Raw genomic sequence first — 22,679 nt, forward strand, 5'->3', positions numbered from 1 at the left:
GGATTCAACAACTATGGAGACGAGAATGCCGGAGAGCGGCCTCAGCGGGGCCCCGCACATACGCACCACCGACACCACCCCGCAAGGGACTCCTCCAACCGGCAGAGCCACCACCGCCGCCCGGCGCACCGGCCTCCTCGTCACCCTCGTCCTCGGCGGCCTCACGGCGCTCCCGCCGCTGTCGATGGACATGTACCTCCCGGCGCTCCCCGCCGTCACCGACTCGCTGCACGCACCCGCCGCCACGGTCCAGCTCACCCTGACCGCCTGCCTCACCGGCATGGCGCTCGGCCAGGTCGTCGTCGGACCGATGAGCGACCGCTGGGGCAGGCGCCGCCCGCTGCTCCTCGGCATGGCCGTCTACGTCCTGGCCACCGCGCTCTGCATCTTCGCCCCGTCCGCCGGGCTCCTCATCGCCTTCCGCCTGCTCCAGGGGCTCGCGGGCGCGGCCGGCATCGTCATCTCCCGCGCCGTGGTCCGCGACATGTACGACGGCGTCGCGATGGCCCGGTTCTTCTCGACGCTGATGCTGATCTCCGGCGTCGCCCCCGTCATCGCCCCGGTCATCGGCGGCCAGGTCCTGCGGCTCACCGACTGGCGCGGCATCTTCGGCGTGCTGACCGGCGTCGGCCTGCTGCTCACCTTCGTCGTCTGGAAGTGGCTCGGCGAGACCCTGCCGCCCGCCGAGCGCCACACCGGGGGCGTCGGCGACGCCCTGCGCACCATGCGCGGCCTGCTCGCCGACCGCGTCTTCACCGGCTACATGGTCGCGGGCAGCCTCGCCTTCGCGGCCCTCTTCGCGTACGTCAGCGCCTCGCCGTTCGTCGTCCAGGAGATCTACGGCGCCTCACCGCAGACCTTCAGCCTGCTGTTCGGCATCAACTCCGTCGGGCTGATCACGGTCGGCCAGATCAACGGCAAGCTGCTCGTCGGCCGGGTCAGCCTGGACAAGGCCCTCACCTTCGGTCTCGTCGTCATCGTGGCCGCCGCGACCGCCCTGCTCCTGATGACCTCCGGGGTCTTCGGCGACGTCGGTCTCGTGCCGGTGGCCGCCGGGCTCTTCGTGCTGATGTCGGCGATGGGCCTCGCGATGCCCAACACCAACGCCCAGGCCCTGATGCGCACCAAGCACGCCGCCGGATCGGCCTCCGCGCTGCTCGGCACCTCGCAGTTCCTGATCGGCGCCATCGCCTCCCCGCTCGTCGGCATCGCCGGCGAGGAGACCGCGGTCCCGATGGCCGTCGTCCAGCTGGTCTGCGCGGCCGGCGCGCTGGTCTGCTTCCTCGGCCTGTGCCGCCCCTGGCAGCGTCCCTCGGCGATCTGACGGGCGCCCCCGCCCCGCCTACAATTCACCGGTGATCGCCACCCTCCCCACCGCGGCCGCCCTGCGCGCGGCCCTCGCCGGACTCCTGGACGGGCTGCCGCCCAAGCAGGCCGGCCAGGCCGTCGACCGGCTCATCGCCCACTACCGGGGCACGATTCCCACCGACGCCCCGGTGCTCCGCGACCGCTCGGACGTGGCCGCGTACGCGGCGTACCGGATGCCCGCCACCTACGAGGCGGTACGGTCCGCCCTCGGCGCGCTCCGCGAGGCCGCCCCCGACTGGGCGCCCGCCACGCACACCGACGTCGGCGGCGGCACCGGGGCGGCGAGCTGGGCCGTCGCGGGGGAGTGGGAGGGCCACCGCACCACCGTCCTGGACTGGGCCGAGCCCGCGCTCGCCCTCGGCCGCGAACTGGCCGCCGCCTCCGGAGCGCCCGCCCTGCGCACCGCCGACTGGCGGCGGGCCCGCATCGGCGAGGACCTCGACCTCGCCCCGGCGGACCTGGTCACGATCTCCTACGTGCTCAACGAGCTCACCGCCCCCGCCCGCACCGCGCTCATCGACGCCGCCGCCCGGGCCGGCCAGGCCGTCGTGGTCGTCGAGGCCGGCACCCCCGGCGGCTACGCCCGGATCATCGAGGCCCGCGACCGCCTGACCGCCGCCGGGCTCACCGTCGCCGCGCCCTGCCCCCACAGCGGCGCCTGCCCCATCGAGCCGGGCACCGACTGGTGCCACTTCTCGGCCCGGGTCAGCCGCTCCTCGCTGCACCGGCAGGTCAAGGGCGGCTCACTGGCGTACGAGGACGAGAAGTTCAGCTACGTCGTCGCCACCCGGTTCACGCCCCTGCCCGTGGCCGCCCGGGTCGTCCGCAGGCCCCAGATCCGCAAGGGGCAGGTGCTCCTGGACCTCTGCACCCGCGAGGAGGGCCTGCGCCGCGACACGGTCACCAAGCGGCACGGCGCCCTGTACCGCGCCGCCCGGGACACCGACTGGGGCGACCCCTGGCCGCCCCCGGAGGACGCGGACTAGATCCGCAGCTCCTGCGTGCAGCACTTCACGCTGCCGCCGCCCTTGAGCAGCTCGCTCAGGTCCATCGGCACCGGCTCGAAGCCCCGCGCCCGGAGCGGGTCGAACAGCCCCGTCGCGGCCTGCGGCAGCAGTACGTGGAGCCCGTCGCTCACCGCGTTCAGACCGAGCGCCGCCGCGTCCGCATCGCCGGCGATCAGCGCGTCCGGGAAGAGCCGCGCGAGGACCGCCCGGCTGCCCGGCGAGAAGGCGGGCGGGTAGTACATGACCTCGTCGGCCGCTTCGTCCAGCACGCTCAGGGCCGTATCCAGGTGGTAGTAGCGCGGGTCCACCAGGTCGAGGCCGATCACGGGGCGCCCGAAGAACTCCTGCGCCTCCGCGTGCGAGAGCGGCGACGACCGGAAACCACGGCCCGCCAGCACATAGGAGGCGGTCACCGCGAAGTCGCCCTCGCCCTCGTTGACGTGGTCCGGCTCGTGGACCTCGGTGAAGCCGTGGCCGAGGAACCAGTCCCGGTGCGCGGCCGCCTCCTCGAACCGTTCCTGGTACGCGAAGCGGGCGCCCAGCACCCTGCCGTCGATCACCGTGGCCCCGTTCGCCGCGAAGACCATGTCCGGCAGCTCCGGCTGCGGCTCCAGCAGGTCGACGGTGTGGCCGAGGGCGCGGTAGCGGTCGCGCAGGTCCTCCCACTGGGTCTGCGCCAGCGGCAGGTCGACCGGCTTGGTGGGATCCATCCACGGATTGATGGAATACGTCACCTTGAAGTGGGCAGGGGCACACATCAGGTAGTGCCGGGGTGTGGCTTCACGAGGCATCGGGACTCCCCACGAATCGTCGCGGCGGCTGGTGGCCGCTGCGGCCGGTGCGTCGCACGGGTGTGTGCGTGCACTCATGGTGCGCCGTCCGGGGCCCCGGCGCTGTGGTCCGAACGGGTGGTTCGCGCGGACGCGGACCCCAGGACATGTCCTTCCTGGTCACCACACGTGCTCTTTCATGACAAAGCGTGTGATAGTGCCCCCCGCGCGGCATCGGCCGTCCCACCCCGCTTCCGGACTCTGGCCACCCGAGGCGCAGGATGGTGGGACCATGGGCAGGGGCAACGCAAAGGCAAGGGGATAGATGGGCGCCGATTTCGGCCGTAATCGCGGCTCAGAGAGCAAGATTTCCCAGTGGCTGCGGCGACGACCCAAGCCGCAGCAGCGTGAGGTCGACGAGACCGCACGGGAGGCGCTGCTCCTCGCTGTCGCCGAGGCCGGAATGCCGATCGCACCCGCCGCACATCCGGTCGGCTACCGATGTTCGTGCGAACGCATCGGCTGTCCCACCCCGGCCCGCCATCCGCTCTCCTTCGCCTGGCAGACGCAGTCCACCACCGACCGCGCCCAGATCGAGCGCTGGGCCCGCAGCCAGCCGCAGGCCAACTTCATCACCGCGACCGGCATGATCCACGACGCCCTGGACGTCCCGCTGGCCGCCGGTGAGCAGGCCCTGGAGCGGCTCCTCGCCGCCGGGGTCGAGGTCGGCCCGGTGGCCCGCTCCGGCGACGACCGGATGCTGTTCTTCACCGCGACCCGCGGCACCCCGGAGGACGAGGACGAGTGGTGGCCGTGCGAGCTGGACTGCCACCCCGAGACGATGGACGAGCACCCGGGCCTGCGCTGGCACTGCCGGGGCAGCTATGTCCTGCTCCCCCCGGCCCAGCTCCCCGGTGAGCTGGACGTCGCCTGGCTGCGCGGCCCCGAGCACCCGCTGCCCGACCCGCTGACGCTCCTGGAGACCCTGACCGACGCCTGCGCGCGGTTCGTCGGCTCCGAGGGCCAGAGCGAGGTCGACCACGAATCGGTGGCCTGGCCGCTGCGCCGGTAGCCGGGGCGCGGGGTCATGACAGCCCTTACGAGCCCTTCGCCGAGGTCAGCCCCGGCAGCCGGCTGAGCACGGTCACCCGGCCCGTGCCGGCGCCCTTCTTCGGCACGTACACCAGCTGGCTGGAGACCCGCTCCTTGGTCAGCGTGCTCTTCACCTCACCGGTGAGCAGCGCCTCCACATCGGGATCGACCGCCGGGCGCAGCCCCCGCGCGGCGGTCTGCCGCTCGAAGTGCCGGCTGCTGAAGAAGACCAGCGCCCCGCCGTCCTCGGTGACCAGCCCCAGCGGGGCGTACGCACCGGCGTCCAGCGGCTGGTCGGCGTACTGGTACGAGAACCCGGCCCGCCGGGTGTTCAGCCGCGCCTCCCGCCACTCCGAGGTGGCCGCCCCCGGCGCGAACACGTCCGGGGCGCCCTTCTGGAGGTACTGCGTGTAGCGCGTGCCGAGATCGCGAGGGGCCACGGCCAGGCCCGGTCCGTCCGCCGCGACCGGTGCGGCGTCCTTCGCGACGGCGGGCAGCTGGTTCTTCGTGACGACCGACAGATAGGCGGCCTTCCAGCCCGCGCCGGGGCCGGTCTTCGTGAAGGCCAGCAGCCAGCGGCTGTTCCGCCCGCTCCCGTCCGTATCGCGGTTGGCGCCCGTGTCGGCGAGGAACCAGCGCGGCCAGCCCGCCTTCTCGGGGATGACGAAACGGGCGTCGGTCAGCTTCAGCGGCTGGTGCCGGGAGTTGCCGGTGGGCGCTATCCGGTGCCGGGCCTTCAGCCCCGCCTGGTTGACGGCGCCGAGCGAGCCCGTCACCACGTCCGCGTCCAGCGCCGGATCGTACGCCTTGTCGGCTGCGTTGTACGCGGCGGTGAACTCCTTCAGCGCCCGGGCGGCCTCAGTCCTCGTCGCCGCCGGTACGACTTCCCGCTCGCCGTGCACCGTCACGCACCCGCTCGCCGTCAGGCTCAGCACCGTCGCCACCGCGAGCCCCGCCGCCCGCCGCACCGGCCCCAGACTTCTCATCCGCTGCTTTCCGCGCCTTCTGATCCGTCGCCACTGACCGTCCGAACCCTACCGGGGACAGGAACAGCGCGAGGGTCGGGACGAGATACAGCGCCCAGACGGTGAGTTGGAGGACGGTGGGGTCCGGCTGGAAGTTGAACGTGCCCTTCAGCAGCGTCCCGTACCAGCTGTCCGGCGGGATCGTGGAGCTGATGTCGAACGCCCGGTCCTGCAGGCCGCCCAGGAACTCCGCCTCCTGGAGGTCGTGCACGCCGTACGCCAGCACACCCGCGGCGACGACCACCAGCATCCCGCCGGTCCAGGTGAAGAACTTCGCCAGATTGATCTTCAGCGCGCCCCGGTAGAACAGCCAGCCCAGCACGACCGCCGTGAGGATGCCGAGCACCGCGCCGATCATCGGATGCCAGCCGTCGTCCGCCGCGTGCACCGCCCGCCACACGAACAGCGAGGTCTCCAGGCCCTCCCGGCCGACCGCCAGGAGCGCGGTCGCGACGAGCGCGCCGGTGCCCATGGCGAGCGCCGCGTCCAGCTTGCCGTGCAGCTCCGCCTTGAGATGGCGGGCGGTCCGCCGCATCCAGAAGACCATCCACGTCACCAGGCCCACCGAGACGATGGACAGCGAACCGCCCAGCGCCTCCTGCGCCTTGAACGTCATCTCCTGCGAGCCGAACTCAAGACCGGCGCCGAAGCCCAGGCTGACGACGACCGCGATCGACACACCGATCCAGATCGGCAGCAGCCTGTCGCGGTTGCCGGTCTTCACCAGGTACGCGATGAGGATGCAGACGACCAGGCTGGCCTCAAGGCCCTCACGCAGCCCGATCAGGAAGTTGCTGAACACGTCTCGGTTCCCTTTCCGCTTCGAGTCCCGTTACGAGAACAGCGCCCGGCCCCACCAGTCGTCCTTGTCGCGGACGCCCGGCGGGACGGCGAAATGCGCCGAACCCACGTGCTGGATGTACTCGTTGAGTGCGTCGTGTGCCGCCAGGCGCCGTTGCAGGGGAACGAACGCCTTGCGGGTGTCGCGTTGGTAGGCCAGGAAGAACAGCCCCGCGTCGAGCCGGCCGAGGCCGTCGGTGCCGTCCGTGAAGGAGTAGCCCCGGCGCAGGATCGTCGCCCCGCCGTTGCTGTCCGGGTGGGCGAGGCGCACATGCGCGGTCGGCAGCATCGCCTTCAGGAACGGCTCGTCGCGCTCCTTCGACCTGCCGACCGGCGCCCCCTCGCCCTTGTCGCGGCCGAAGACGTCCTCCTGCTCCTGGAGCGAGGTGCGGTCCCAGGTCTCGATGTGCATCCGGATGCGCCGGGCCACCAGGTACGAACCCCCGGTCATCCAGCCGGGCCCGTCCCCGTCCCCGACCCACACGTGCTTGCCGAGGGCGGCGGTGTCGGTGCCGGAGATGTTCCGGGTGCCGTCCTTGAAACCGAGCATGTTGCGCGGGGTCTGCGCGTCCGGCGTGGTCGAGGACGTCTTGCCGAAGCCCAGCTGCGACCAGCGGATCGCGACGCGGCCCATGCCGATCCTGGCGAGATTGCGGATGGCGTGCACCGCCACCTGCGGGTCGTCCGCGCACGCCTGGACGCACAGGTCGCCGCCGCTGCGGGCCCTGTCGAGGTTGTCACCGGGGAACTTCGGCAGGTCCACCAGCGCCTCGGGCCGCCGCCCTTCGAGACCGAACCGGTCCTTCGCGAACAGCGAGGGCCCGAAGCCGATGGTCAGCGTCAGCCGGGACGGCCTCAGCCCCAGCGCCTCGCCCGTGTCGTCCGGCGGCGCCTCGGGCAGACCCCCGTACGCCCCGTCGCCGACCGCGTGCCCGGCGGTCATCCGCTCGGCCGCCCGGGTCCACTCCTTGAGCAGCGCGACCAGTTCGGCCCGGTCCTTCGTCGTCACGTCGAACGCGGCGAAGTGCAGCCGGTCCTGGACGGCGGTGGCGATCCCGGCCTGGTGCGCCCCGTGGAACGGCACCGCGGCGCCGCTGTCCGCGGCGGTGGCCCGGCCGTCGTCACCGGAGCGGGCCGCGGCGACGCCCACGCCGGCCGCGGCGGCGCCGAGCGCGAGCCCGGCACCGCCCCAGCCCAGCAGCGCGCGGCGCGACGGGGCGCTGCCGTCGGCGGGTGCCTCGCGGGTCTCCTCGGTCATGCCCGGAGCCTCTTTCCGGCCGGTTACTTCGTGACCGCGGCGGCCAGCTTGGACAGCGGCTCGGCCAGCGCGTTGACCGCGTCCGACAGCTCCTTGCGGTCCGCCTTGCCGACCTTCTCGTAGGAGGTGAAGTCGTACGAGGACGGGTTCGCGCGGTACTTCTCAAGCAGCTTGTTCAGCTCGGCGAACCGCTTGTCCAGGGTGGCGGTGAGCGTGGCGTCGTTCTTCGAGGCGATCGGCTTCAGCAGCTGGTAGGACTGCTCGGCGCCCTCGACGTTGGCCTTGAAGTCGACCAGGTCGGTGTGGCTGTAGCGCTCCTCCTCACCGGTGACCTTGCCGGTGGCGACCTCGTCCAGGAGCTCCTTGGCGCCGTTGGCCATCGAGGTCGGGGTGATGTCGGCGGTGCCGACGCGCTTCTGCCAGTCGGTCAGGTCCTTGTGGAGGACCGGCGCGAGGGCCTTCTCCTCGGTGCCGAGCTTCTTGTCCTGCCACAGCGCCTTCTCCAGGCGGTGCCAGCCGGTCCACTTCTGGCCGTCCTCCAGGCCGTCCGCCCGCACGTCGACCTTCGGGTCGATGTCGCCGAAGGACTCGGCGACCGGCTCGGTGCGCTCCCAGCCGATGCGGGAGTTCGCGTACGCCTTCTTCGCGGCCTCGATGTCCCCGGCGGCGACGGCGTCCGTGAAGACCTTGACCTTCGGCAGGGTCTCGTCGGCCTGCGCCTGCACATAGGTGCGGTACGCGGCGACGGCCTTGTCCATCTCGGGGCTGCGCTTGGCCGCCTTGCCGCCGCTGACCTCGATCTTCTGCCGGATGCCGTGGCCCTTCATGCCGGGCTTGCAGGCGATCTCGTACGAACCGGCCTTGATCTCGGCCGTGATCGTGGCCTTGGTGCCGGGGCCGATGTTCTCGCGCTCGGCGACGATGCGGTCGTCCGGGAAGAGGACGTAGACCTCGGTGACCTTGGAGCCCTTGTTCTGCACGGCCAGCTCGATGTGCCCGGCCGGCAGCTTCTTCTTCGAGACCGCGCAGGAGTCGTCCTTGGCGACGACCTGGACGGCCCCGTCGCCCTTGCCGTCGCTCTTCTCGGCGCAGCCCGTGACGGCGGTCAGAGCGGCCGCGGTGGCGGCGGCGGTGACGACGGAGAGACGAACGGCTCGCATACGGGCTCCACTTGAGGATGAAGAAAGAAGACGGGAAGGCTCGGACAAAGGTGGGTGAGGCGGACCTAACTTAGCCGAGGCTTACCTGTCCGATACCCACCCGCGCAGTGATTCAGCTCTCACTGTGCGGGCCCGGAAACGGCCGGATCACGGCCGACCCATGGACGTACCCCGCACAGGTAATGCACAGGTCAAGCGGTGCGGTCGGGGACCACCAGCGGCACCCCGGTCCGCGGATGCGGGAACACCTCCACCGGCTGCCGGTAGACCCGGCCGAGCAGCTCACCGGAGAACACCTCGCCCGGCGGGCCCGCCACCGCGATGCGCCCCTCGTGCAGGACGGCCGCCCGGTCCGCGTAGGCGGCGGCCAGACCCAGGTCGTGCAGGACGACCACCACCGCGTCCCCGGCGGCGGCCCGCTCCCGGCAGATCCGCAGCACCAGCTCCTGGTGGCGCAGGTCCAGCGCGGCCGTCGGCTCGTCCAGCAGCAGCAGCGGGGCCCGCTGCGCCAGGACCCGGGCCAGCGCCACCCGCGCCCGCTCCCCGCCCGACAGCGCGGAGAAGGGGCGCCCGGCGAACCCGGTGACCTCGGTGGCCGCCATCGCCTCGGCGACCGCCGGATCGTCCTCGTCGGCGCGGTCCGTCCCGGCCCAGGGCGCCCGGCCCATCCGGACGACCTCCTCCACCGGGAACGGGAAGGCGAGGGCCGCTGTCTGCGGCAGGACCGCCCGGCGCAGGGCCAGTTCGGGCGCGGACCAGTCGGTGACCGGCCGCCCGTCGATGCGCACGGCGCCGCTCTCGGCGGGCAGGTCGGCGGCGAGCGCGGCGAGCAGCGTGGACTTCCCGGCCCCGTTCGGGCCGACGAGGGCCAGCACCTCGCCCGCGTACGCCGTCAGGTCGATCGAGTCCAGCACCTGCTGTCCGCCGAGCCGGACCCGTAGCCCTGTCACCTCGGCGGCCGGTGTCCCGGCGGGCACGGGCACCGGCAGCTGCCGGGTGTGCGGGGCGAGCAGCTTCCGGAGGGTCTTCATGCCCAACCACCTTGCTTACGACGGGTCCTGCGCAGCAGCCAGAAGAAGAACGGGCTGCCGAAGAGCGCGGTCAGCACCCCGAGCGGCAGCTCCGCCGGGTCCGCGACGGTCCGGGCCGCGAGATCGCCCGCGACCAGCACCAGGGCGCCGCCGAGCGCGCTGCCCGGCACCAGGAAGCGGTGCCCGGGCCCGTTCGCCATGCGCAGCAGATGCGGGACGAGCAGCCCGACGAACGAGATGATCCCCGCGACCGCCACGGCCGCCGCCGTCAGCAGCGCCACGACCAGCACCAGCACCAGCCGCAGCCGCTCCACGTCCACGCCCAGATGCCGGGCGGGCCGCTCGCCGAGTGCCAGGAGGTCCAGCTTGCGCGCGTAGAAGGGGGCGATCAGCAGCCCCAGCGCCGCGCACGGCAGGACGGCGAGCACCTTGGGCCAGGTGGCCTGGGCCAGCGAGCCGAGCTGCCAGAAGGTGATCTGGGTGATCTGCGCGTTGTCCGCGAAGAAGATGAACAGGCCGATCAGTGCGCCCGCGAAGGCGTTGACCGCGATCCCGGTGAGGATCAGCGTCACCACTTCGGTCCGCCCGCCCGACCGCGACAGCGCGTAGACGAGGAGCACGGTCAGCAAGCCGGCGACGAACGCGCAGACCGTGATCGTCCAGTTGCCGAAGAAACTCAGCCCGAGCGCGATCGAGGCGACCGCGCCGACCGCCGCGCCGGCCGAGATCCCGATGACCCCGGGCTCGGCGAGCGGATTGCCGAACACGCCCTGCATCAGGGCCCCGGCGCACCCCAGCGAGCCGCCGACGAGCAGCGCGAGGACGACCCTCGGCAGCCGTACGTTCCACAGGACGCTCTCGCCGACCCGGTCGAGCGCGTGCCCGCCCAGCCCGATCCGGTGCTGCACGGACGCCAGGACGTCACCGAGCGGGATGCTGTACGCGCCGAGTCCGGCGGACAGCAGACAGCCCACGACCAGGGCGGCGAGGAGTCCGGCGGTGAGCGTGAAAGCGGTGGAGCGCCGGGCCCGGGGCAGGGCCGCTGGAGCCCCGGGTCCGGCAGTCTTGGCGGGGATCTCGCAGGAAGCCGTCACTGGTCCACACCGCTCTCCGGGTAGAGCTGCTCGACCAGTTCGCTCAACACGCGGTCGGTGCGCGGGCCGTAGTTCAGCAGCACGCCGTCGTCGATCGAGACGATGCGCCGGTCCATCCCGGCCGGGGTCTCCGCGACGCCCGGGATCTTCACCAGGCCGTCGATCCCGCCGACCGATTCCAGCCCCTTCGTCATGACGAGGATCGCGTCGGGGGCGGCCTTGGCCAGGGCCTCGCTGGTGATGGCGGTGAAGTCCTTCTTCAGCCCGGACGCCTTGCCCGCGTCCACCGCCCCCGCCGCCTCCAGCAGCGAACTCGCCCCGGAGTCCCGGCCGCCCAGCAGATAGACGGAGGCGGAGCCGCGCAGATACAGGAAGGCGACGCGCGGCTTCCCGCTCCCGTCGGCCGGTGCGGGAACCGACTCGCGTACGGCGTCGATACGGTCCTGCGTCCGCTTCTTCAGGGTCTCCCCGGCCTTCGGTACGCCGAGGGCGGCGGCCACGGTGTCGATCCGGCGGCCCACGTCGGACAGGTCCTTCGCGGGTTCGACCACCACGAGCGGAATCCCGGCGTCCCGGATCTGGCCGATCGCTTCCGCCGGACCGGTCGTGGTGTCCGCGAGGACCACGGTGGGCTTCAGGGACAGCACGCTCTCCGCCGACACGTCGTGGGCACGGGTCACCACGGGCAGCTTCTCGGCCTGTTCGAAGGTGGCGGTGATGTCACGGGCCACGACCCGCTTGCCGAGCCCGAGCGTGAACACGATCTCGTTCAGGCTGCCGGTGAGCGGCACGATCCGGTCCGCCGAGGTGATGGTGGTCCGCTTGCCGTCCGCCGAGTCCACGGTGACCGGGAGCTTGGGCGCGGCGGTGCCCGTCAGCGGTTCGATCCGGTCCGCGTCCGCCCCCGAGGAGGCCCCGGTGGCGGCGGACTTCGCCGAGGGAGCGTCCGTACCGCCGCAGCCGGCCAGGAGCAGGGCCGAGGCGAGCGCGAGGGCGGTCGCCAGGGTGCGCGTACGCCGTGCGCCACGGCCCGGTGGGGCGAAGTCCTGCGTGCAGCGCACGGGGCACCGTCCTGTCGTTCTACGGCTCGTACTACGGCGAGCAGTTGGTGGTGGTCTGCGAAGAATGTGACGGAAGGGGTACCGGCACAGGATGTTCATACCTTAGGTTAGCCTTACCTGAGTTGCTAGCCCTCGGAGGGGTTCCATGCCATCGTTCAGACCTGCCCGCCTGCTCGCCGTGGCGCTGCTCGCGGTCCTGCCGGGTGCGCTGCTCCCGGCCACCGCCGCGCAGGCGGCGAGCCGCACGGTGCAGGGCGGACGGCTGGACTGGGGCATCAAGTCCTCGTTCCAGAGTTACGTCACCGGGCCGATCGCCCAGGGGAGTTGGGGGCTGACCGGCGGCGCCGCCACGGTCGGCGGCAGCCAGTTCCGCTTCCACTCCGCGACCGGCTCGTACGACCCGGCGACCGGCGCCTTCCGGGCCGGCTTCTCGGGCGGCGTCCGCTTCACCGGCCACAAGAAGTCGGACGGCTCCTACGAGCTGGACCTCACCATCAGCCGCCCCACCGTCCGCATCCAGGGCGGCAGCGGCACCTTGTACGCGGACATGACCAGCAAGGAGCGCGGCAGCGGGCGCGTCACCACCGCCGCCCAGGTCCCGCTGGCCACGCTCGGCCTGTCCGGGATCGACATGCGGGGCGGTACCACCCCCGTCGCCCTCACCAACATCCCGGCCACGCTGACCGCGCAGGGCGCCAAGTCCTTCGCCGGCTACTACACCGCCGGCACGCCCCTGGACCCGGTCAGCCTCTCCGTGGACACCAGGGGCCAGGCCGCGAAACCCTCCGAGTCCCCCGCGAAGCCGGGCGGGAGCGCCGAGCCGAAGAAGAAGTCCACGGCCGGCCGCTTCGAGGACGCCGCCGTCGACTGGGGCGTGCGCCGCACCTTCCGCGAGTACGTCACCGGCTCGATCGGTCAGGGCGAGTGGACCCTCTCCGGCGGCGCCCAGGACGGCGGCGCGCTCTTCCGCTTCCCGAAGGGGAAGGGCACGTACGACCCGGGGAGGAAGACCCTGACGGCCGCTTTCGCGGGCAGCGTCCGCTTCACCGCGCACGACGGCCTCGATCTGAAGCTGTCCCGGTTCGCGGTCGCCCTGAAGTCCGGCAAGGGCACGCTGAGCGCCGATGTCCGGAGCGACGGCAAGGCCACCGGGTCCGTCCCGCTCGTCACCTTCGCCGCCGAGGACTTCGCGCCGAAGAAGGGCCTCGCGGTCCTCAGCGAGGCACCCGCCACCCTGACCGCCGAGGGCGCGAAGGTCTTCGGCTCGCTCTACAAGGCGGGCACCGCGATGGACCCGGTCTCGCTCGCCGTGGCCACCGACGCGAAGGCCCAGCTCCCCGCCCTGCCCGACCTGGGCAGCGACGCCTCCGCCTCGCCCGAGCCGACCGGCAGCCCGGCGGCGAAGGCGGCCACCGTCCCCACGGCGGCCGAGGAGGACGACGACTCCCGGACCGGGCTCTACCTGACCCTCGGCGGCGCCGGACTGCTCGCCGCCGCCGCGGTCACCGTGCTGCTGCTCGTACGCCGCAACCGGGCGACGCCGGACGCCTCTTCCTGACCCCCCGCACCACCCGTCCCCCCCATCACTCCCGTACACCTGTTCATCTCTGAGGAGACCCCGACCATGGCAGCCACCCGCCGCCCCATAACCCTCGCCGCAGCCGTCGCCACCGCTGCCACCCTCGGCGCCGCACTCGCCCTCCCCGCGCTCGCGGCCGACCGCTCCGCGCCGAACGCCACCGGCGCCGCGCCGACCATCGAGCTGAAGGACGGCACGCTGGACTGGGGCTTCAAGGAGTCCTTCCGCCGGTACATCGGCGGCGCCGGCAAGATCACCGTCAAGGACGGCGCGAAGCAGGCCGAGAACAACGGCGTCTTCACGTTCGTCAACGGCAAGGGCACCTACGACACCGGCACCCACGCCACCGACACCGCGTTCGAGGGCGGGGTCAACTTCTCCGCGCACGGCGGCGTCCTGGACATCACGCTCTCCGACGTCAAGGTCTCCACCCTCGGCACGGGCGGCGCCATCACCGCCGACGTGGCCACCCCGCAGGGCACCCAGAACGACGTCGCCGTCGCGGACCTGGACCTCTCGGCGGTGAAGCCGGGCCAGGGCGCCGGCGGTGCGATGGTCTTCAAGGACATCCCGGCCAAGCTGACCAAGGCCGGCTCCGAGGCGTTCAACGGGCAGTACAAGGAGGGCGAGGTGCTGGACCCGGCCACGCTCACCGTCACGGCGGCCGCGGCCCCGACCGGGAAGCCCACTGAGAAGCCGACGGACAAGCCGACCGAGAAGCCCACGGAAAAGCCCACCGAGAAGCCGACCGGGAAGCCCACCACCAAGCCGACGGCCAAGCCCAGCCCCACCGCCACCGCCACCGACAAGCCGGCCGCCGAGTCGGGCGACATCGTGGACGGCACCCTGGACTGGGGCGTGCGCGCCTCCTTCCGCTCCTACGTCACCGGCCCCATCGCCCAGGGCAAGGTCGAGACGACGTCCGGCGCGAAGGCCACCGCGGGCGGCTACCGCTTCCCCGACGCCACCGGTACCTTCGACGCCGCCGGGCAGAACCTCAAGGCCACCTTCGGCGGGAAGGTCCGCTTCCTCGGCCACCAGGAGGACGGCGCCTACACCCTCGACCTGTCGCTGTCCCACCTGAAGGTCCAGGTCTCCGGCTCCAAGGGCACGCTGCTCGCCGACGTCTCCTCCAAGGACCGTGCGACCAAGAAGGTGACCACGTACACCGGTCTGGCCGTCGCCGACCTGAAGCTGCCCGCCGGCAAGCTCGCCGCCAAGGACGGTGTGGTGACCCTCTCCGGCGTCCCGGCGACCCTGACCTCCGCCGGCGCCACCAAGGCGTTCGGCGGGATGTACCAGGCGGGCGAGGCGCTCGACGCGCTGACCGTCGCGGTCTCCCTCGACAAGGACGCCACGCTCCCGACCGGCTCCACCACGGGCGGCTCCACGACCGGCGGTTCCACGACCGGCGGTTCCTCCACCGGCGGCGGCAGCGTCGGCGGCGCCGGCACGGTCGGCGGCTCGGGCGCCCTCGCCTCCACCGGCTCCGACGTGCCCACGGGCTCGCTGCTCGCCGCCTCGGGCCTGATCGTGGCGGCCGGTGCCGGAGCGGTCGTCGTGGCGCGCCGTCGCCGCACCACCGCCTGACCCACCGCACACCGGACGACACCGCCCGGGTACCGGCCCTTCCGTTGGGGCCGGTACCCGGGCGGGTGCTTGAATGCGGGCGTGAGCGACTACGACGTACCCGCCGGCACCGACATCCTCCGCGTGTTCTGCGGCCCGGACGGCCGGCACGGCAACGCCCTCGGTGTCGTACGCGACGGGCGCCGCATCCCCGACCGCGCGGACCGGCAGGAGCTCGCCGGGAAGCTCGGCTTCAGCGAGACCGTGTTCGTGGACGACCCCGAGCGGGGCCGGCTCGACATCTACACCCCGGGGCTCCGGCTGCCGTTCGCCGGGCACCCCGTCGTCGGCGCCGCCTGGCTGCTCGACCTGGAGGTCCTGGAGCTGGAGGTGGGCGACGTGTTCGCCCGCCACGACGGGGAGTTCTGCTGGATCACCGCCCGCCCGGAGTGGGCGCCGCCGCGCACCCTGAAGCAGTACGCCTCGGCCGCCGAGGTCGACGCGCTCCCCGCACCGCCGCCCGGCGAGGGCTGGCTGTACGCCTGGGCGTGGGAGGAGGAGGCGGCGGGGCGCGTACGGGCGCGGGCGTTTCCGCGCAGGGACGATGGGATCACCGAGGACGAAGCGACGGGAGCCGCGGCCCTGTTGCTGAGCGCGCACCTCGGGCGCGCGCTCAACATCACACAGGGCCGCGGCTCCCAGATCCTCACGGCGCCCGCGCCGGACGGCACGGTGGAGATCGGCGGCAGGGTGGTCCTGACCCACCACGGCTGACGGACGGTCAGGCGGCGCGGAAGTCCTCGCCCAGCTCCCGGAACACGGCGGTGTTCAGCGCGAAGGCGCGCTTGCACTCGTCCACGATCCGCCGCTTCTCCAGGTCGTCCGCGTTCACCGCGTCCAGCAGCTCGCGGTAACCCCGCTTGAAGGCGGCCGGGTTGGGGATCTCCTCGAAGACGTAGAACCGCACCCCGTCGCCCTTGCGCGCGAAGCCCCAGGTCTTCTCCGCCTTGTCCCGGATGATCTGACCGCCCGACAGGTCGCCCAGGTAGCGCGTGTAGTGGTGCGCGATGTATCCGGCGGGCCAGGTCCTGGCACACTCGGCGACCCGCTCGGCGTACGCGGCGGTGGCCGGCAGCGGCGCCAGGCCCTCGCGCCAGCCCTCGCCCCGCAGATGGGCGAGATCGCGCTCCAGCTCGGCGGTGCGCATCAGCTCGGGCTGTATGAACGGCCCCGCCACGGGGTCCGAGGCCAGCGCCCCGGCGCCCTCCTCCAGTGCGCGGTACACGAACCACAGCTGCTCGGTGTAGCGCGCGTACGCGTCGACGCCGAGGCGCCCGCCGAGCAGGTCGCCCATGAACGTCGAGGTCTCCGCCTCGGTGTGCTGCTCGTGGGACGCGATGCGGATCAGCGTCGAGAAGGGAGTGGCGGTGACGGTTGCGTCCAAGGCGGACCTCCGGGGCCGAGGGGACGGGAAGTACCCTGATCCTCCTACTTAGGCAAACCTAAGTCAACTGTTTGCCGACGCCCTGTCGGCAACTGCGCGGAAACGAAAACGGCCGCCCGGAAGGGACGGCCGTTTCGGAAGCGGGCAGGTCGGGGCGTTACGGCAGGGTCAGGATGTCCGCGCCGGTCTCCGTCACCACGAGCGTGTGTTCGAACTGCGCGGTGCGCTTGCGGTCCTTCGTCACCACGGTCCAGCCGTCGTCCCACATGTCGTAGTCGTGGCTGCCGAGGGTCAGCATCGGCTCGATGGTGAACGTCATGCCGGTCTGCATCACGGTCGTCGCGTGCGGGCTGTCGTAGTGCGGCACGATGAGCCCGGAGTGGAACGAGGTGTTGATCCCGTGCCCGGTGAAGTCCCGGACCACGCCGTACCCGAAGCGCTTCGCGTACGACTCGATGACCCGCCCGATGACGTTGATCTGGCGCCCCGGCTTCACGGCCTTGATGGCGCGCCGCAGCGACTCCTCGGTGCGCTCGACCAGCAGTCGCGACTCCTCGTCCACGTCGCCGCAGAGGTACGTCGCGTTGTTGTCGCCGTGCACCCCGTTGATGTACGCGGTCACGTCGAGGTTCACGATGTCGCCGTCGCGCAGCACGGTGGAGTCCGGGATGCCGTGGCAGATCACCTCGTTGAGCGAGGTGCACAGCGACTTGGGGAATCCGCGGTAGCCCAGCGTCGACGGGTAGGCCCCGTGGTCGCACATGAACTCGTGCGCGACGCGGTCGAGTTCGTCCGTCGTGACGCCCGGGGCGATGTGCTTGGCGGCCTCGGCCATCGCCTGCGCGGCGATCCGCCCCGCGATGCGCATGCGCTCGACGGTGTCGCTGTCCTGCACCTCCGGCCCTGTGTACGGCGTCGGCGCCGGCTTGCCCACATACTCGGGGCGCCGGATGTTTCCGGGCACGGAACGGACGGGAGTGATCTCCCCTGGTACGAGCAGCGACTGGCCAGACATGCCAGCGAGTCTAACCAGCGTGTCCGGGGCACGATGGCACAGAGGAAAGGAACCGATGATGGCCCTGTTCAAGAAGCGCACGGTCGGCAAGCCGGGCGAGTGGTTCTACTGCCTGGAGCACAAGAAGGTCGAGGAGGGCCCCGAGTGCCCGGCCAAGGACCGCTTCGGCCCGTACGCCTCCCGGCAGGAGGCGCAGCACGCGATGGAGACCGCCCAGGAACGGAACCTGGAGTGGGACACGGACCCGAAGTGGCACGACCGCAAGGGCCCGGACGAGGACGGGGCGGCGGGCTGACGGGGGTGCGGGGCCTGTAGGGGCCTTCCCGGCGGCCGGCCCCCGGGCTCAGGCCGCCGGCTCCACGTCCAGTCCCGCCGTGTGCTGGGCGCGCCGGCGCAGCGCGTCCTCGTCCGTCTCGGAGTCGTACGTGAGCAGCTTGGGCAGCGCCGCCGCGAGCAGCGCCACGGAGGCGACGCAGGCCACGCCACCGGTCCAGATCGCCGGCCGGGTCCCCGTCCACCCCGCCATGCCACCCGCCCGGACCTGGCCGAGCTGCGGTCCGACGCTGTACGAGAGCACCTCGATGCCCGCGAGGCGGCCGCGCAGCCCCTCCGGGATGGTCTGGTTCCAGATGGTCGACCGGCCGAGCCCGCTGAGCATGTCGCCCGCCCCGGCGAACCCGAGGCACACCAGCACCAGCCACACATTGCCGAACCAGCCGGCCGCCGCGATCGAGAGCCCCCAGACGGCGGCGCCGCACACGACGAACAGCCCGTGCCGGCGCACCCGCGAGGTCCAGCCGCTGGTCAGGCCGAGCACCAGCGAGCCGACCGAGCCCGCCGCGTACATCAGGCCGAGCGACCAATCTGCGTCCAGCTCGTCCGCGAGAAACGGGAAGATCGTGTTGGGGAACGCGAAGAACATCGCGGCCATGTCGATCGCGTACGTCCCGAGGAGCACCGGCCTGCTCCAGGCGTACCTGGCGCCCTCCACGATGCCGCGCAGCGACGGCTTCCGCCCCTTCTCGGCGGGCGGCGCGGGAGAGAGCCTGCGGCACATCAGGACCGATGCGGCGAAGGTGACCACGGTGATGGAGTAGGCGGTGGCGTGCCCGGCGTAGGCCACCACCAGACCGGCCAGCGACGGGCCCATGATCGCCCCGGCCTGCCAGCGCAGCGAGTTCAGCGCGGCGGCCGCCGGAAGCTGGTCGTGCGGCACGATCCGGGCCATCAGCGAGTCGAGCGCGGGCCGCTGGAGCCCGGCGAGCGCGGAGACCCCGCCCGCGACCACGTAGAGCGGCCACAGCATCGGGTCGGGCAGGGCCGCGTTCACCAGCAGGACCACCGCGAGCAGCCCGAGCCCGGCCTCGGTGGCCAGGATGATCTTCCGCCGGTCGGCGGCGTCGGCGAGGGCGCCCCCGTACAGCCCGCATATGACGAGCGGCACCAGCTCCACCGCGCCCATCGCGCCGACGGCGAGCGGGGAGCCGGTGAGGTCCTTGATCTGGAGCGGCAGCGCGATGAGCGCCATGGAGCTGCCGAAGAAGGTGACGATGCCCTGCACCCACAGCAACCGGAAGTCGGCCGATGACCGCCAGGGCGCGAGGTCGGGGAGCAGAGCGGCCAGCCTGGCGGCGAGGGAGGTGCGAGAGGTCACGAGGAGACATGGTCTGTCGTGATACGTGGGGGATGCAAATGGATTACGCGGGGGCGCCGCACCCGGCCGCGGGCGGCGCCCCGGACCCGCGTGCGCGCCGCTACCAGCGGGGCGGCGGGGGAGCCGTCAGCTGGTCGGCCAACCGGGACAGCCGGTCGCGGAACGTCCGCCGCCCGCCGCGCGGCACCGGCGCCCCGTTCTCCCCGGCGGCGGCGCTGACCAGGTGCTGGACGGTGTCCAGGTCCACGTCGTCGCCGTCCGTCACGGACAGCGCCTCATGGGCGAGCCCGCGCACCTGCGGATCGCCGTTGTCCAGCGAGAGCACCGTCGCCCCGGCCCGCCGGGCGTCGTGCACCCGCTCCAGCAGCCCCTCGCCGGGCCGGTCCGGCGTCACCACGAGCAGCGTCTCGCCGCGCCCGGCCGCCTCGATCCGGCCGAGGCCGACCGCGAGGTGCGCCGGGTCGCCGGGCTCCACGCGGTGGCGCACCAGGGTGGGGCGGAGTTCGGGCAGCCCGGACCAGGTGGACTCGTCCACCAGATGGGCGGCGAGGTGCCAGGGCTCGTACTCCTCGGTCCCCACCAGCAGCAGCCCGCCGCCGTGCGGGACCACGGAGGAGCGGAGCGCGCCGGCGAACCGCCGGGCGGCGGCGGGCCACTGGGTCCTGGCGAGCACTTCACGCAGCAGCGCCACTCGTACGGCATCCATGGCCCGGCATCCTGCACCATGCGGGGGCCCGGGCACCGGCGAAAGGCCCAAGCGCCATCCTTACGGGTGGTGGCCCGGGTCCACGGGCTCCGCCCCGTACGGGCAGTAGTGTCGGGGCCATGACTACGAATGACAGCGGCAGCGCGCCCAAGCCCCCCGCCAAGGACCCCTGGGACCTGCCGGACGTGTCCGGCCTGACCGTCGGCGTGCTCGGCGGCACCGGACCGCAGGGCCGCGGCCTCGCGTACCGCTTCGCGCGTGCGGGGCAGAAGGTGATCATCGGCTCGCGTGCGGCGGACCGCGCGGAGGCGGCGGCCGAGGAGCTGGGCAACGGTGTGCGGGGCACGGACAACGCGACGTGCGCGCGGGAGAGCGACGTGGTGATCGTGGCGGTGCCGTGGGACGGGCACGCCAAGACGCTGGAGTCGCTGCGCGAGGAGCTGGCCGGGAAGATCGTCGTCGACTGCGTCAACCCGCTCGGCTTCGACAAGAAGGGCGCCTACGCGCTGAAGCCGGAGGAGGGCAGCGCCGCCGAACAGGCCGCCGCCCTGCTGCCGGACTCCCGCGTCACGGCCGCCTTCCACCACCTCTCGGCGGTCCTCCTCCAGGACGAGACGATCGACGAGATCGACACCGACGTCCTGGTGCTCGGCGAGGCCCGCGCCGACACGGACATCGTCCAGGCACTGGCCGACCGCATCGCCGGCATGCGCGGCATCTTCGCGGGCCGCCTGCGCAACGCCCACCAGGTCGAGTCGCTGGTCGCCAACCTGATCTCGGTCAACCGCCGCTACAAGGCCCACGCCGGACTCCGCACGACGGACGTCTGAGCCGGGCCCGGTCCGCCCCGGGGCATGGGGGACACTGGACGGGACCGCGCATCACCCCCGACAGGAGCCATCCATGCCCCGCCTCGCCCTCTACGCCCTCGTCGTCTGCGTCCTGGCCCTCGCCGCGGCCGTGACGTCCTTCGTCCAGGGCAGCGTGCTCATCGGCGTCGTCTGGGTCCTGCTGGTCGGCCTCTCCTCGAACATGGCCTGGTACTACCTGCGCCGCCGCCGCGCGGAGGCCGCGTCCGCGGAGTAGCCCGGTCCGGCGGGCTCACCGGTCCCGGACCAAGGCGTGCAGATGCATGTCGTGGCGTCCGTCGTCGTGCAGCCCCGCGCTGCGCTTGACGCCTTCCAGGACGTACCCGCACTTCGTGGCGACCGCGCAGGAGGCGTGATTCCGCGTCGAGTGGTCCAGTTCGAGGCGCCAGAACCCGGCCTCGCCCAGGGCCCAGGCACTGAGCGCCGCGAGCGCGCCGGAGGCCACCCCGGCACCGCGTGCGGCGGGCATCACCCAGTAGGCGGCTTCGGCGGTCCCGTCGCCGAACCGCATGCCGCGCAGCGCGATCCGCCCGCGTACCGCACCGTCGTCCCCGGTGACGGCCCAGTGACCGCCGTCCTCCCGCTGCCAGTCCCGCGCGTAGGCGTCGAACCACTCGCGGACCTGCTCCTCGGTCGAGGGCCGGCGCGGGTGCCAGCGTCGGATCTCCCGGTCCCCGTAGGCGGCGAGGAACATCGGCGCGTCGGCGCGTTCCCAGGGCCGGAGCACCAGCCCGTCGCCGGCGCGGATCACCGGTTGCGCCGACCCGGCGAGCGAGCCGGGGAGGATGGTGGGCGGCGTGGACGGAGCACGATGCATGCCCCATGGTCGCCCGCCGACGAGCACCCGCGTCAAGGCCGCCGCAGGCCCGGCCGCCTCACCCGCTCACCGCGCACACCGCATTCGACCCCTGCCAGAACCGGTACGCGTCCAGGCCGCAATCGGTCCAGAACCCCTGGACCCCCAGGCCCCGCAGCAGCGCGTACACCGCGTCGAAGAAGGCCCGGTTCAGCTCGGGGACCCACAGCAGGGCGAAGACCGCGATCAGGCCGAACGGTGCGATCGGCTCGACCGCGCGGCGGGCCGAGTGCGAGAGCCACGGCTCGATCACCCCGTAGCCGTCAAGGCCCGGCACGGGCACGAAGTTCAGGATGGCGGCCGTCACCTGGAGCAGGGCCAGGAACGCCAGCGCGTTCCGGAAGGCGGGCGGCACCCCGTCCAAGGCGTCCAGCCAGAACGGCGCGGTGCACACCACCGCGAACAGGACGTTGGTCAGCGGCCCGGCCGCCGAGATCAGACTGTGCCGCCACCGGCCGCGAATCCGGCCCCGCTCGATGAACACCGCACCACCGGGCAGCCCGATCCCGCCCATGATCACGAACAGCACCGGCAGCACGATGCTCAGCAGCGCGTGCGTGTACTTCAGCGGGTTCAGCGTCAGATAGCCCTTGGCCCCGATCGAGATGTCCCCGCTGTGCAACGCGGTCCTCGCGTGCGCGTACTCGTGCAGACACAGCGACACGACCCACGCCCCGGTCACGAACAGAAACGTCGCGACCCCCGGCTGCTCGGCGAACCCCGACCACACCCCCCACCCGGCCACGGCCGTCACGGCGGCGATCCCGAGAAAGACCGGACTGATCCGCTGCTGCGCTGCGCTCGCCATGGGCCCGAGCGTAGCCGTCCCCGTCGGGCTGGAAAGCCCCTGCTAGCGTCCCCCCACGTGAACGACAACGTATACGTGGGCAACGCCGGCAAGGACGCCGCGCTCGACCGGGGATGGATCCTCGGGCATTTCAAGGACGCGGGGGATCCCCGGCACAGCGAGGACGTCGAGATCAAGTGGGGCGTCCACCCGGTCGGTGACGAGCGGGCGCAGTGGGTGCGGGGGGAGCACCGGACCGCGTTGCTCGTGCTCATCAGCGGGCGGTTCCGGGTGGAGCTGCCCGGGCGCAGCGTGCTCCTGGAGGAGCAGGGCGACTACGTGGTGTGGGGCGTCGGCGTCGACCACTCCTGGATCGCCGAGGAGGAGTCGGTGGTGCTCACCGTCCGCTGGCCGTCCGTACCTGGTTACGCCGTCGAGCCGAAGGCCCCGTGACGCCGGAGGGCTGACGGCGACACGGCGGAAACGGTTCGCTT

Annotated in this window: 24 protein-coding genes; 10 read left to right on the top strand and 14 right to left on the bottom strand. The window is 72.5% G+C overall.

Going from position 1 to position 22,679, the window contains the following annotated elements; all coding sequences use genetic code 11:
• Window positions 1–25 precede the first annotated feature (25 nt).
• Both ACIQZN_RS11845 and ACIQZN_RS11850 read left to right on the top strand, forming a co-directional pair.
• Window positions 26–1,324 (top strand): multidrug effflux MFS transporter, encoded by a 1,299-nt coding sequence (locus ACIQZN_RS11845; protein WP_403991073.1) that lies wholly within the window; start codon window positions 26–28, stop codon window positions 1,322–1,324.
• Window positions 1,325–1,355: 31 nt separating this feature from the next.
• On the top strand, window positions 1,356–2,354 hold the full coding sequence (locus ACIQZN_RS11850; RefSeq protein ID WP_403991076.1) for a small ribosomal subunit Rsm22 family protein: 999 nt from the start codon (window positions 1,356–1,358) through the stop codon (window positions 2,352–2,354).
• Here ACIQZN_RS11850 and ddaH read toward each other — a convergent pair.
• Complete coding sequence (ddaH, locus tag ACIQZN_RS11855; protein WP_403991079.1) at window positions 2,351–3,166, bottom strand: dimethylargininase; 816 nt, start codon at window positions 3,164–3,166, stop codon at window positions 2,351–2,353. The genes ACIQZN_RS11850 and ddaH overlap by 4 nt on opposite strands.
• Window positions 3,167–3,470: 304 nt before the next feature.
• Here ddaH and ACIQZN_RS11860 point away from each other — a divergent pair, with 304 nt between their 5' ends.
• Window positions 3,471–4,217 (top strand): bifunctional DNA primase/polymerase, encoded by a 747-nt coding sequence (locus ACIQZN_RS11860; RefSeq protein WP_403991082.1) that lies wholly within the window; start codon window positions 3,471–3,473, stop codon window positions 4,215–4,217.
• 25 nt (window positions 4,218–4,242) lie between these two features.
• Here ACIQZN_RS11860 and ACIQZN_RS11865 read toward each other — a convergent pair whose 3' ends face one another.
• From ACIQZN_RS11865 to ACIQZN_RS11895, 7 genes are all read right to left on the bottom strand, one after another.
• The gene (locus tag ACIQZN_RS11865; RefSeq protein WP_403991617.1) at window positions 4,243–5,145 is read right to left on the bottom strand and encodes a hypothetical protein; all 903 of its coding nucleotides are present in this window, start codon (window positions 5,143–5,145) and stop codon (window positions 4,243–4,245) included.
• Window positions 5,096–6,064, bottom strand: a complete 969-nt coding sequence (gene efeU / locus ACIQZN_RS11870; protein WP_403991085.1) for an iron uptake transporter permease EfeU — start codon at window positions 6,062–6,064, stop codon at window positions 5,096–5,098. Before efeU ends, ACIQZN_RS11865 begins: the two co-directional genes overlap by 50 nt.
• 30 nt (window positions 6,065–6,094) lie before the next feature.
• The gene (gene efeB / locus ACIQZN_RS11875) at window positions 6,095–7,360 is read right to left on the bottom strand and encodes an iron uptake transporter deferrochelatase/peroxidase subunit (protein ID WP_403991088.1); all 1,266 of its coding nucleotides are present in this window, start codon (window positions 7,358–7,360) and stop codon (window positions 6,095–6,097) included.
• A gap of 23 nt (window positions 7,361–7,383) precedes the next feature.
• Window positions 7,384–8,520, bottom strand: a complete 1,137-nt coding sequence (gene efeO, locus ACIQZN_RS11880; protein ID WP_403991091.1) for an iron uptake system protein EfeO — start codon at window positions 8,518–8,520, stop codon at window positions 7,384–7,386.
• 191 nt (window positions 8,521–8,711) lie between these two features.
• Window positions 8,712–9,551 carry a heme ABC transporter ATP-binding protein gene (locus ACIQZN_RS11885; RefSeq protein ID WP_403991094.1) on the bottom strand — a complete coding sequence of 280 codons (840 nt, stop codon included), beginning with the start codon at window positions 9,549–9,551 and terminating at the stop codon, window positions 8,712–8,714.
• Entirely contained in the window at window positions 9,548–10,645 is a 1,098-nt protein-coding gene (locus tag ACIQZN_RS11890) for a FecCD family ABC transporter permease (protein WP_403991097.1), read from the bottom strand. Before ACIQZN_RS11890 ends, ACIQZN_RS11885 begins: the two co-directional genes overlap by 4 nt.
• A complete protein-coding gene (locus ACIQZN_RS11895; RefSeq protein WP_403991100.1) occupies window positions 10,642–11,706 on the bottom strand; it encodes a hemin ABC transporter substrate-binding protein in 1,065 nt (354 codons plus the stop codon). The genes ACIQZN_RS11890 and ACIQZN_RS11895 overlap by 4 nt, the downstream gene beginning before the upstream one ends.
• Window positions 11,707–11,851: 145 nt before the next feature.
• Between ACIQZN_RS11895 and ACIQZN_RS11900 the strand changes: the two genes are divergently transcribed.
• The 3 genes from ACIQZN_RS11900 (at window position 11,852) to ACIQZN_RS11910 (ending at window position 15,628) form a co-directional block, all read left to right on the top strand.
• The gene (locus ACIQZN_RS11900) at window positions 11,852–13,264 is read left to right on the top strand and encodes an HtaA domain-containing protein (protein ID WP_403991103.1); all 1,413 of its coding nucleotides are present in this window, start codon (window positions 11,852–11,854) and stop codon (window positions 13,262–13,264) included.
• A 66-nt stretch (window positions 13,265–13,330) separates the two neighbouring features.
• A complete protein-coding gene (locus ACIQZN_RS11905; protein WP_403991106.1) occupies window positions 13,331–14,875 on the top strand; it encodes an HtaA domain-containing protein in 1,545 nt (514 codons plus the stop codon).
• 81 nt (window positions 14,876–14,956) lie between these two features.
• Window positions 14,957–15,628: a PhzF family phenazine biosynthesis protein gene (locus ACIQZN_RS11910; RefSeq protein ID WP_403991109.1), complete on the top strand. Its 672-nt coding sequence runs from the start codon at window positions 14,957–14,959 to the stop codon at window positions 15,626–15,628.
• A gap of 7 nt (window positions 15,629–15,635) precedes the next feature.
• On the opposite strand, the gene ACIQZN_RS11915 is transcribed toward ACIQZN_RS11910, so the two are convergent.
• Together ACIQZN_RS11915 and map are read right to left on the bottom strand one after the other, a co-directional pair.
• Entirely contained in the window at window positions 15,636–16,298 is a 663-nt protein-coding gene (locus tag ACIQZN_RS11915; RefSeq protein WP_403991111.1) for a heme oxygenase (biliverdin-producing), read from the bottom strand.
• Between the two features lie 157 nt (window positions 16,299–16,455).
• Complete coding sequence (map, locus tag ACIQZN_RS11920; protein WP_403991114.1) at window positions 16,456–17,313, bottom strand: type I methionyl aminopeptidase; 858 nt, start codon at window positions 17,311–17,313, stop codon at window positions 16,456–16,458.
• A 58-nt stretch (window positions 17,314–17,371) separates the two neighbouring features.
• Here map and ACIQZN_RS11925 point away from each other — a divergent pair, with 58 nt between their 5' ends.
• Window positions 17,372–17,608 (top strand): hypothetical protein, encoded by a 237-nt coding sequence (locus tag ACIQZN_RS11925; protein ID WP_266540799.1) that lies wholly within the window; start codon window positions 17,372–17,374, stop codon window positions 17,606–17,608.
• A gap of 48 nt (window positions 17,609–17,656) precedes the next feature.
• Here the strand turns inward: ACIQZN_RS11925 and ACIQZN_RS11930 are convergent, their stop codons facing one another.
• The gene (locus ACIQZN_RS11930) at window positions 17,657–18,967 is read right to left on the bottom strand and encodes an MFS transporter (protein ID WP_403991117.1); all 1,311 of its coding nucleotides are present in this window, start codon (window positions 18,965–18,967) and stop codon (window positions 17,657–17,659) included.
• Between the two features lie 100 nt (window positions 18,968–19,067).
• Window positions 19,068–19,673, bottom strand: coding sequence for a hypothetical protein (locus ACIQZN_RS11935; RefSeq protein ID WP_366437754.1), 606 nt, complete (start codon window positions 19,671–19,673; stop codon window positions 19,068–19,070).
• A gap of 119 nt (window positions 19,674–19,792) precedes the next feature.
• Here ACIQZN_RS11935 and npdG point away from each other — a divergent pair, with 119 nt between their 5' ends.
• Window positions 19,793–20,503, top strand: a complete 711-nt coding sequence (npdG, locus tag ACIQZN_RS11940; RefSeq protein WP_403991120.1) for an NADPH-dependent F420 reductase — start codon at window positions 19,793–19,795, stop codon at window positions 20,501–20,503.
• A 73-nt stretch (window positions 20,504–20,576) separates the two neighbouring features.
• Window positions 20,577–20,759 (top strand): hypothetical protein, encoded by a 183-nt coding sequence (locus tag ACIQZN_RS11945; protein WP_403991123.1) that lies wholly within the window; start codon window positions 20,577–20,579, stop codon window positions 20,757–20,759.
• A 15-nt stretch (window positions 20,760–20,774) separates the two neighbouring features.
• Here the strand turns inward: ACIQZN_RS11945 and ACIQZN_RS11950 are convergent, their stop codons facing one another.
• Both ACIQZN_RS11950 and ACIQZN_RS11955 read right to left on the bottom strand, forming a co-directional pair.
• Window positions 20,775–21,359, bottom strand: coding sequence for a GNAT family N-acetyltransferase (locus ACIQZN_RS11950; protein ID WP_403991125.1), 585 nt, complete (start codon window positions 21,357–21,359; stop codon window positions 20,775–20,777).
• Window positions 21,360–21,417: 58 nt separating this feature from the next.
• Entirely contained in the window at window positions 21,418–22,206 is a 789-nt protein-coding gene (locus ACIQZN_RS11955) for a site-2 protease family protein (protein WP_403991128.1), read from the bottom strand.
• Between the two features lie 57 nt (window positions 22,207–22,263).
• Here ACIQZN_RS11955 and ACIQZN_RS11960 point away from each other — a divergent pair, with 57 nt between their 5' ends.
• Window positions 22,264–22,638 (top strand): signal peptidase I, encoded by a 375-nt coding sequence (locus ACIQZN_RS11960; RefSeq protein WP_403991131.1) that lies wholly within the window; start codon window positions 22,264–22,266, stop codon window positions 22,636–22,638.
• The last annotated feature ends 41 nt before the right edge of the window (window positions 22,639–22,679 follow it).

The organism is Streptomyces sp. NPDC097595 (genome assembly GCF_044761525.1).
Lineage (GTDB): Bacteria > Actinomycetota > Actinomycetes > Streptomycetales > Streptomycetaceae > Streptomyces > Streptomyces drozdowiczii_A.

Excerpts from the sequence above, each read along its gene's own strand:
- ACIQZN_RS11885 (WP_403991094.1), bottom strand. The coding sequence starts at position 9,551 with ATGAAGACCCTCCGGAAGCTGCTCGCCCCGCACACCCGGCAGCTGCCG.
- ACIQZN_RS11860 (WP_403991082.1), top strand. The coding sequence starts at position 3,471 with ATGGGCGCCGATTTCGGCCGTAATCGCGGCTCAGAGAGCAAGATTTCC.
- efeO (WP_403991091.1), bottom strand. The coding sequence starts at position 8,520 with ATGCGAGCCGTTCGTCTCTCCGTCGTCACCGCCGCCGCCACCGCGGCC.
- ACIQZN_RS11845 (WP_403991073.1), top strand. The coding sequence starts at position 26 with ATGCCGGAGAGCGGCCTCAGCGGGGCCCCGCACATACGCACCACCGAC.
- ACIQZN_RS11905 (WP_403991106.1), top strand. The coding sequence starts at position 13,331 with ATGGCAGCCACCCGCCGCCCCATAACCCTCGCCGCAGCCGTCGCCACC.
- ACIQZN_RS11945 (WP_403991123.1), top strand. The coding sequence starts at position 20,577 with ATGCCCCGCCTCGCCCTCTACGCCCTCGTCGTCTGCGTCCTGGCCCTC.
- map (WP_403991114.1), bottom strand. The coding sequence starts at position 17,313 with ATGTCTGGCCAGTCGCTGCTCGTACCAGGGGAGATCACTCCCGTCCGT.
- ddaH (WP_403991079.1), bottom strand. The coding sequence starts at position 3,166 with ATGCCTCGTGAAGCCACACCCCGGCACTACCTGATGTGTGCCCCTGCC.
- ACIQZN_RS11900 (WP_403991103.1), top strand. The coding sequence starts at position 11,852 with ATGCCATCGTTCAGACCTGCCCGCCTGCTCGCCGTGGCGCTGCTCGCG.
- ACIQZN_RS11950 (WP_403991125.1), bottom strand. The coding sequence starts at position 21,359 with ATGCATCGTGCTCCGTCCACGCCGCCCACCATCCTCCCCGGCTCGCTC.
- ACIQZN_RS11925 (WP_266540799.1), top strand. The coding sequence starts at position 17,372 with ATGGCCCTGTTCAAGAAGCGCACGGTCGGCAAGCCGGGCGAGTGGTTC.
- npdG (WP_403991120.1), top strand. The coding sequence starts at position 19,793 with ATGACTACGAATGACAGCGGCAGCGCGCCCAAGCCCCCCGCCAAGGAC.
- efeB (WP_403991088.1), bottom strand. The coding sequence starts at position 7,360 with ATGACCGAGGAGACCCGCGAGGCACCCGCCGACGGCAGCGCCCCGTCG.
- ACIQZN_RS11935 (WP_366437754.1), bottom strand. The coding sequence starts at position 19,673 with ATGGATGCCGTACGAGTGGCGCTGCTGCGTGAAGTGCTCGCCAGGACC.
- ACIQZN_RS11955 (WP_403991128.1), bottom strand. The coding sequence starts at position 22,206 with ATGGCGAGCGCAGCGCAGCAGCGGATCAGTCCGGTCTTTCTCGGGATC.